Consider the following 9351-nt stretch of genomic DNA (forward strand, 5'->3'; position numbering starts at 1 on the left):
ACCATTGGATCGCGTGGCAGGTCGCCATCGTCGGCTGCGTAGGTTGTTATGCCCAGAGGTTGGAACAGATAACGGTCAGCAAAATTGAATACGCTCTGGCCGGATACCTGTTCAATCACCTGGCTCAACAAATACGCTGCGGCAAAGTTTGTCGCCGGTTGGATATTTGTCTGTTGCCGGGAAATGAGTCGCAGACTGGCCTCAATTTTATCTTCTGCGTAAAACAAATCCCAATAATCCGGGCTTCCGGCTCCCCAAAGCAGTGGTGCCTGTGACCTTAGCAGGCGGCTTAACGTCATCGATGCTGTACCATCCGGTAGGTTTTGCGTCAGATGTTTTTGGAAAAAAGCAGCTAGTGGTTGCTGCGGGCCCTGGATCAATTGTTGATCAATGGCGATACCGATCAATATCTGCAGGAGCGGCAGATTCAGGGAATGCAGGTAATCTGTCTCCTTGGGGCCACCGAGCCAATAGTATTTTTCGGCGACCGTCTTGCCGTTGCGAAGCAGCAACAGGCTTCGAGCAGTGGGTAGCCGCGTGTCAACATAGTTAAATGCTTTGTTTAAAAGGTTCGGGTCGATGCCCTGCGATTCCGCTTCCGCCGGATGCCATTGTTTATCGCTCAAATAAAATGTCTTTTGAGCATAAACAACAATGAAAGCGTAAAATGCCGCTGTTGAGACTGCAAGACAGACCAGGTAAAGAACCATATGTTTGAGGATGCGTTTTTTAAGTATCATATGTTCTGCGCCTTCTGAACATCAAATCGTTTGACAGAATCCATCTGCCCAGCTCCATAAAAGACCCGCAAAAGGGCTGGCGCGAGCAATACATCGGCCAGAAAGGCCGCCAGTAACGCAATGCCCAGCACCAATCCGAAATCCGCGACCACTTTCAGGTCACTGAACAGCCGCATCCAGAAACTGGCAACCAGAATCAGTGTCGTTGCCAGCAGGGCGCGGCCTGCTGATCTTAACGTCTCGCTCACAGCAAAGTTGATATCGCCGGATTTCAGGTAGTACCTGCGGAAATTATGAAAAAAATGGATGGTGTCATCTACAGCCACTCCGATGAGGATACTGCCGCCAATCAGGTTGTAGGTATTCAAGGGGATGTTCAGATATCCCATAACGCCCAGCGCAATGACAATCGGCAACAGATTGGGAATCATGGCTAACAGCCCCATGCGCACATCTCCAACGGCCACGATCATTAATGCCGTAATCAGCAGGAATCCCGTGCTGTAACCGATGGCCAGGCTTTTCATCATCGTATTAATGATTCCGGAATTGATGGCCGCAACGCCGGTTACCGCCAAGTTGACACCGGAGCCGAACAAAGTTGCTGCCTTTTGCCGCACCCGTGCGATGAAATCAACATCATGGGCAGCATCCCGCCAGTACATCATGGCGGTCAACCGACCGATGCGCAAATCCTCATCCGTGTATTTTCGTAACGCATCAGGGGCAATGCGTTTGATGTGATCAAATTGCTCTGCCAGGACCGGTTCTTCTTCAGGAATCAGGCAATTGGTCTGATCCTGTCCTGATGTTGCACAGGAAATTTCTGTGAAGAGATCGACGATAGATCGGGTTCTGCCAACATAAGCGCGCCCCTGAATATCTGTTTGCGATTTCAGATAAGTATCCAACTGCTCAATGGCCTTGAGCAGGCCGGGGTCGATGATTCCCCGCTCCTGCTGTGTGTCGATCAGTATTTCCAGCGCCCGAAATCCACCGGTCCGGGCTTCAATTAGGCGAACCTGCCGCATGAAATCGGAATCTTCAGTGAAATAATGCAGCGGGTTGTGTGAAAAATGAAGCCGGGGGATGCTGAATCCCACTGCAAGGATACCCGTCAGGAACAGAATCAAAACGAGGTACGGCCGGGTAACCCCGAGGCGACCTAACGCCAACAAGGTTCGGTTGAAAATGGAAGCCTCATAATTGGCTTCACCCTTTTTGACCCCCGCAACCACCTGCATTATGGAGAGGAGTGCCGGCAGGGTAACGAGCGTAAATACCAGGATGATGAGAATTCCAACGATTGTGAAATTCACTAAATGGGCTATCGGTACGATATCCGAGAAGGAAAATGACAGCAATCCCGCCGCTGTTGTGAAACTGGTCATGGTGATCGGAAAACCGGAATGCTTCATCGTGGCGATAATGCCCCGGAATTTCCCGACCCGCTTTTGGTACTTGTAATAGACCACCAGGAAATGAATTGGAGCAGTCAGGCCAATGGACAACAGGATGGAAGGCAACATAGACGAGGTCAGGCTGAGGCGAACCGAGAACAACACCATCAACGCTAAAGCAACCATCAGGCCTAAAATGGCCGTCACCTGGGGCAGATAAGCACCCGTGCCGCGACCAAACACAATCGGCATGAACAGAACCGGGATGAGCAAAATCGCAATGCACATTTTTTTCATGTTAGCACGGACCATCGGCTCGACATGATACTGGTAGACCGGCGTCCCGCTGACGGCAATGCTGAAGTCCGGCGCCTGGTACTGCTTGATGACGGCATCAACGATGCCGATGACGGCGATATTCTCTACCTGCGATATCGATTGCTGTTCTGCAGGCGGAGGCGGTTTTGTTGCCCCGCGGACCCCACGGGCATAACCCCGCAATCGCAGGCCATCGGCCGTCAACGCCGATACCGCCTGCGTTTTGATAACAACTCTGGCATGCTTGCCATCCGGGGTAAAATACAGATTCCGGTATCCTGGATAGGGATGGCCACGCTGTCGGTACTGCTGCGCCTCTGCCTCTGTCCGCGGCAGCTTGGTGAGAAAACTGCTCACACGCACACCGCTATCAATTGGCTCGATATAAGGCGCATTGGCCAGCGAACGGACCTCTTTTAACAGCGGTAGTGAATTCTCCAGATCATGATGAAATTGTTTGAGTGTGGTTAGGAATTCAAGGCTAAAGATGTCGGAGGAGGAGATCAGCAGCACAATTTCTTCGTCACGTCCGAATTGACTGCGAAACCGCTGGTAATCGGTAACTATCTGATCGCGGCGCTTGAACATGCTTTCGACAGAAGTGGCGATACTGAGTTTAGGAAGCTGAGTCGCAGCCAAGCCAGCCACCACTACTGTCATCAGCAAAATAGCCCAACGGTAGCGAATGACACTGATGCCCAAATATTGAAACCCTTTTTCTATCTTGCGCTTATAATCAACCATCGGTGTCACCCAATATACTTTAAAGGGATTTAATTGCTAGTTGTCATCCTTGAAATTTTTTATCCTGTCCAACACATACTGCTTGTACGATTCGTCCATGGGAGGGAGTGCTTTATAGCCAAGCAACAATGCCTGAGTGGCGCTGGTCAGATACCTGAAAAGAATTTCGTCTTCTTCAACAATCATTTTTTCCGGGCCGATGCGCGGCGCCATGGCCAGACCGTGGGTCAGTTTTGCATGCGCCGAGCGGACCCGTTGACTCAAAAAATTATCCAGGTCTTTAAAACCATCATAACCTTCGAGAAGCCCCGCAAGGTATTCCCAATGCTGGACCTGCATTTGATATTGCAGTTTTCGGTTGTTGTTGTTGAGCATAGAATGAAATAGATTGGCCTCATCTCTGGAAAACCGGACCCATCCAACAGCCTGATCAACCCAGACATCACCGGTGTAGTTTTGGGTCTGGTATTGCATCACCCCGCGCCACGCTTTTTGGATGACCGCATCTTCGAGGGCCTGCATGTTTTTAAAATGGGAATAAATGGGCATGGTGGAGCAGCCCATTTTTGCGGCAACCGCCGGCGCGGACAACCCTGGCAACCCTTTTTCCCTGACCAGCTCAAAAGCGGCTGTGACAACGTCTTCTTTGGTAAATTGTGTTTTTCTTGGCATAGTGATCACTTATAGGTTATAAAATAAGATACTTTATATAAAGGTCTTTATATAATGTGGCGTTTGACTTGTCAAGCGGCTTTTAATTTGAATTTGAGACACGATTTGATGCATTTCAGCAGATGCCCGTTGCAAAATATAACCCGTTTGCATATGCATTATGTCAGAAGACAATTGCAACTGCGATCATGAAGACATCTGATCCATAGCTGGATGGGTGTTCAACGTTCGCGATGATTTTTAGGAGGCCTTTTCATGGCTTTACGACTGGCAGAGGTTTTTCTTCCGGAAAAAAGCAGCACGCTGCTTGAAGAGGTCAAGAGCCAATTTACGATTATCGATTCATATGAGACGTGTGAAGATGGCGGTGGGGAATTGAAGCTGCTGCTTGAAGCTGAAAACGCCGAGCCGGTTTTTGATTTTTTGCAGAAACGCTACGGACAAATGCCGGGATTTCGTATTATCGTTGTGGCGGTGGAAGCCGTTATCCCCCGTTTAGAAGAAGATGAGGACTCAAAAAAAAGCAAGACCAAAATCCCCACCAAAATAGGTTCCAAGCGGATATATCGCGAGGAGCTCTACGAGGATATTAAAAGCATCGCTTCAGGCAGCCGTACCTTTTATCTGATGGTGTTTTTGGCGTCCTGTGTGGCCGCCATCGGGCTTTTGCGGGGCAACGTGGCGATTATTATCGGGGCCATGGTGCTGGCACCGCTGCTGGGGCCCAATATGGGAATGGCTTTTGCGGCCACGCTGGGTGACCCCAAGCTGGCTAAGAAGTCATTGCTGACCAATATTTCCGGATCGGGATTCGCCCTTCTTATTGCCGTATTCATCGGCTGGTTTGCCACCGTGGAGCTGAATCATCCGGAAATCGTCTCACGATTGCAGGTCAGCTATTCGGACATTGTGCTGGCCTCGGCATCCGGGGCAGCGGGTGCGCTGTCTTTAACGGCCGGCGTATCAGCCTCGCTGATCGGGGTGATGGTGGCGGTCGCATTGCTGCCGCCGCTAGTGGTATTCGGTCTTCTTCTTGGCGGCGGCTTTTATGCTGAAAGCATCAATGCCTTTCTGATACTGGCCACCAATATCGTCTGTTTGAATATTTCAGCGGTGGTTATGTTTTTGTTCCAGGGGATCCGGCCCAACAGCTGGTGGAAGGCTGAGCGGGCCAAAAAGCAGACCCGTATAGCGATTGCCCTCTGGTTATTTTTGCTGTTGATATTGATGCTTTTAATAAAATTTACCCCGGCTTGAAGCGGTTTAAGAAAATGTAGAATTCAGAAATCGGTTTTAGCAAAAAAATGGAGCCCGGGTTGGGGCCCCATTTTTTATGATCTATGACGGGTTGGCAAATGAAATATAACCAAAGCTGATATGGTGAATTCAGGCACATAGTCTGCAATTTTGATATCGGCAAAATATTGAACACTATCAGGTGCAATCTACAATCAGATACTTCGGGAATTATTGCAAGTATGGCATAGGGGCGTTTCGTGAATATTAAATCTGAACTATTGGATAATTTCGTTGTGTATACCGTTGCCGATCTGAATTGAAGGTTGCTTGCTCTCCCTTTAATGAGGTAGGTTTTTAATCATATCTAATCCAAACAATTCAGTTAATTGTAACCTACCGATGCTTATAGAAATAGGAGGCTATCGTGAAGGATACTCATGAACCCAATAACAAACACCTATTCGTTTCTTTTGACGACACATCCATCGCGTTTCAAAATAAATCGGACAAGGATTTATTTCTATCCTATTTTATCTTTAAGCTGACGAAAAGCCCCTTTCTGGTAAAATTTCTGTCACAGGCTGCAAAACTCACCTTGTCGATGGGGTTGCCTGTCAAATCCATTATCAAATCTACCGTATTTAAACAGTTTTGTGGCGGTGAGAACGAAAGTGAATACACGACCGTGGTTAGAAAATTGGGCCAGTCGGGAATTGGTACTATCCTAGATTATTCTGTTGAAGGGACCGAAGACGAGACCGGTTTTGAAGCCACTAAAAAAGAGCTGTTAAAAATTATAGAAAAATCTAAAACGAACCCTGACATTCCCTGCACATGCATGAAAATGTCGGCCATTGGTCCTTTCGAATTATATCAAAAAGTTTCTGCTAACGAGGCGCTGACGATGGAAGACCAAAGCGAGTGGGACAAGGTTAGAAATAGGTTTGAGACTATTTGTGAAGCGTCTTTTAACGCGGACAAACCGATTTATATCGATGCAGAGGAGAGCTGGATACAGCAAGCCGTAGACGACCTCACCGAGGAGATGATGTCCAGGTACAACAAGAACAAAGCAATCGTCTTTACCACCCTTCAGCTGTATCGATGGGACCGCAATGACTATTTCCTCGAGTTAATCAGACGGGCCCGGACCGGAGGCTATAAGCTCGGCATAAAAATTGTTCGCGGTGCCTACATTGAAAAAGAGCGAGAACGCGCCAAGCGTTATGGATATAGATCCCCCATCAACGCTACCAAGAAGGATACAGACAGAGAATACGATAAAGCCGTGGAAATCTTTATTGATAATATTGACGAGGTAGAAATTTGTGTGGGCACCCACAATGAAGCCAGCTGCAGATTGCTGCTAAAGCTCATGGCAGAAAAGCAACTGCCAAACAACCACCCTCACATTTATTTTTCGCAGCTGTATGGTATGAGCGATAATATTAGCTTCAACCTTGCAAATGCCGGATATAATGTCAGTAAGTACCTTCCTTACGGTCCGGTTGAATCAACATTACCCTATTTGGCCAGACGGGCAGAAGAAAATACAGCAATTGCAGGTCAAATGAGTAAAGAGCTAGAAATTATCATTAAAGAACGAAATCGGAGAAAAGCCGCAAAATAGTTGATGGTAATCAAACTTTTGAAAGCCTGCAATTTAATAAAATGTTACAATTTGTTCCTACAAATCTGTAAATTCTAACCCCCTAAAAACCTAGCTATATTCGATATGTATCTGTAAAATCGGCAAAGTTCATGTATTCTCAATCACCAGTTTTAATACACTCAATTATTATTGACTAAATTTGATTGATTTGACTATAAATACATCCGAATTGTTCCAGATTCTTCTATTCCAACTGACCTGCAGCGGATCTAAATATTCAGAATCGAATCCTCTTTTTGGCCTGACTTTTTCGCTATCCAAAATTCCAACTAAATGAATACTTTAGTCCGAGACCTTATATAGGGGGGGTGCGAATTAAGTATTGAAAAGCTGACCTTTTAAACAAAACAGGTTTTGGTAAATTGTGGTTCGGAAACCTTTTGTTAAATACAAATAGGGAGCATGTCATGAAAATCAGGTTCATAATTTTAGGGCATCTGATTTTTTTTATTCTTCTAAATGCATGTGCCAGCACTGAAAAAAAGGCAGTCCTGTTCAGCGATTTAGATATATTAGATGTAAAAAATATAGTCACTGAAAATCCGAGTAGAATTAACGAAAAGGACAGTAACGGCAATTCTTTTCTTCTCGTAGCGGTTCATGCAGGCAATGAAGATATCGTCAAATTTCTAATATCTAAAGGTGCTGATGTTAATATTAGAGATAATTATGGGGAAACGCCTCTTCAAACTGCTGTAGATAAAAATAATTTAGAAATCATTATTCAACTTGTTTCCCATGGTGCTGAGATTAATATTAAAGATACAAGTGGCAAGACTCCATTGAACGCTGCGATTTCTAATGGGCAGATGGAGACTGTTAAATATCTAATTTCCCAAGGAGCAGAAATTAATATAAAAGACATTACAGATAATACTCCTCTTCATTATGCTGTAATTGGTAATAAGGTTGAAATATCAAAATATTTGATTGCAAAAGGCGCTGAGGTGAATGCAGGAGATGGCGACGGAAAATGTTCTCTTCACTATACGGTGATCTATAGGAATATAGAATTATTAAAACATCTGATATTAAGTGGCGCTGACGTTAATGCAAAAGATAATTATAACAGGTCTTCTCTTCATTATGCAGCAGATGATGGTAATTTAGAAATAGTAAAATATCTCATATTAAACGGTTCTGAAATTGATGCAAAAGCCGCCTTCTATCTTCATAGGGCTTGGGTGGTGTTAACTTTAGGATGTACACCCCTTCATATCGCTGTCAGCAATGGTCATTTAGAAGTCGTAAAGTATCTGATATCGCAAGGAGCTGATATTAATCTAAAAAACAATGAAGGTGATAAAGCATTAGATTTAGCTATAAAACGTGAATATCAGGATATTGTTACTTTACTTGAGTCTTCAGAAAAACTGGTTCCACTATCGAAACCAAGAAAAACTGTTGCCGAAACTTCAATTAAAAAAGCACCCCAGAAGGAATTTATAGAAACTAAGCCTCATTCTTATTTGGGTATGGATTTTGGCAAATATTCTGCTCTGGTTATTGGAAATAACAATTACAAATATCTTCCCAGATTAAAATCAGCAAAAAACGATGCCAAAGAAGTCGCTGAAGTTCTTAAGAGCCAATATGGATTTAAAGTTAAGTTGCTTTTAGATGCCAACCGCTCTGATATCTTGCTGGCGTTAAGCAATTTGAGATGGAATCTCAACAAGCTAGACAATTTACTAATTTACTATGCCGGACATGGTTGGATGGATGAGGAAGCCGATGAGGGCTATTGGCTACCTATTGATGCGCGAAAGGATAATATGCTAGCATGGATCTCAAACTCCTCTATCACTTCCAACCTCAGAGCTTTAAAAGCCAAACACGTACTCATTGTTGCTGACAGCTGTTATTCTGGAAAATTAGCTAGAGGTGTTCATATTGTTAACAAAACACCCGGATACCTCACACGTCTTTCAACCAAAAGGGCCCGCTGTGTCATATCCTCCGGAGGTTTGGAGCCAGTGATCGACACTGGTGGAGATGGGTTACACTCTGTATTTGCAACAGCTTTTTTAAATGCTCTCAAAGAAAACAATGACATTATGGATGGCGCGCAGCTCTTCAACAAGTTGCGTCGCCCTGTGATGCTCAACTCCGACCAAACACCAGAATATTCCGATATTCGCAAAGCTGGCCACGAAGGTGGTGAATTTTTGTTTGTTAGGAAAAAATAAGTAACGAAAATTTGACATTTGATATTATATAACACTGCCTTATTTGCAATACTCAAACCTGTGATTACTCCAACAACACACAACTATCAGAAATCCAAAATTATTGTGATATGCGTTTGATATATGAAAAAATGCGATATTTGGGTTTCAATATATCACAACCCAACTTAACGCTTGACAATAAAGACCTGTTTCAAATATTGAGTATGTGTTGAGCGCCTTCTGATGTTCAAATTCCTTTCTAAAGTTCGTTTTCACTATCTATTCTTCCTATCAGCCAGATTCGGTTGCTGATCAACTTTTTCAAACCTAAATTTCCATGCTCACCAAGAAGGTTAAAGACGGTTTCTATTTAAACTTTAGCCGACAATTTATAC

General features: G+C 44.7%; 6 protein-coding genes. 3 read left to right on the forward strand and 3 right to left on the reverse strand.

The features are described 5' to 3' along the window. The 3 genes from QNJ26_21680 to QNJ26_21690 all read right to left on the reverse strand — a co-directional run. Positions 1–740, reverse strand: a 740-nt coding sequence (locus QNJ26_21680; protein MDJ0988164.1) for a serine hydrolase domain-containing protein, incomplete at its 3' end; no start/stop codon positions are given. Further along, the gene (locus QNJ26_21685; GenBank protein MDJ0988165.1) at positions 737–3202 is read right to left on the reverse strand and encodes an MMPL family transporter; all 2466 of its coding nucleotides are present in this window, start codon (positions 3200–3202) and stop codon (positions 737–739) included. The genes QNJ26_21680 and QNJ26_21685, both read right to left, overlap by 4 nt. Positions 3203–3238: 36 nt before the next feature. Then, entirely contained in the window at positions 3239–3874 is a 636-nt protein-coding gene (locus tag QNJ26_21690; GenBank protein ID MDJ0988166.1) for a TetR/AcrR family transcriptional regulator, read from the reverse strand. A 255-nt stretch (positions 3875–4129) separates the two neighbouring features. Here QNJ26_21690 and QNJ26_21695 point away from each other — a divergent pair, with 255 nt between their 5' ends. The 3 genes from QNJ26_21695 (at position 4130) to QNJ26_21705 (ending at position 8974) form a co-directional block, all read left to right on the forward strand. Next, positions 4130–5131, forward strand: coding sequence for a TIGR00341 family protein (locus QNJ26_21695; protein ID MDJ0988167.1), 1002 nt, complete (start codon positions 4130–4132; stop codon positions 5129–5131). Between the two features lie 583 nt (positions 5132–5714). Beyond that, the gene (locus QNJ26_21700) at positions 5715–6743 is read left to right on the forward strand and encodes a proline dehydrogenase family protein (protein ID MDJ0988168.1); all 1029 of its coding nucleotides are present in this window, start codon (positions 5715–5717) and stop codon (positions 6741–6743) included. Between the two features lie 449 nt (positions 6744–7192). Beyond that, positions 7193–8974 (forward strand): ankyrin repeat domain-containing protein, encoded by a 1782-nt coding sequence (locus QNJ26_21705; protein MDJ0988169.1) that lies wholly within the window; start codon positions 7193–7195, stop codon positions 8972–8974. Positions 8975–9351: the final 377 nt, after the last annotated feature.

The sequence above is a fragment of the Desulfobacterales bacterium genome, assembly GCA_030066985.1.
Classification (GTDB): Bacteria; Desulfobacterota; Desulfobacteria; order Desulfobacterales; family JAHEIW01; genus JAHEIW01.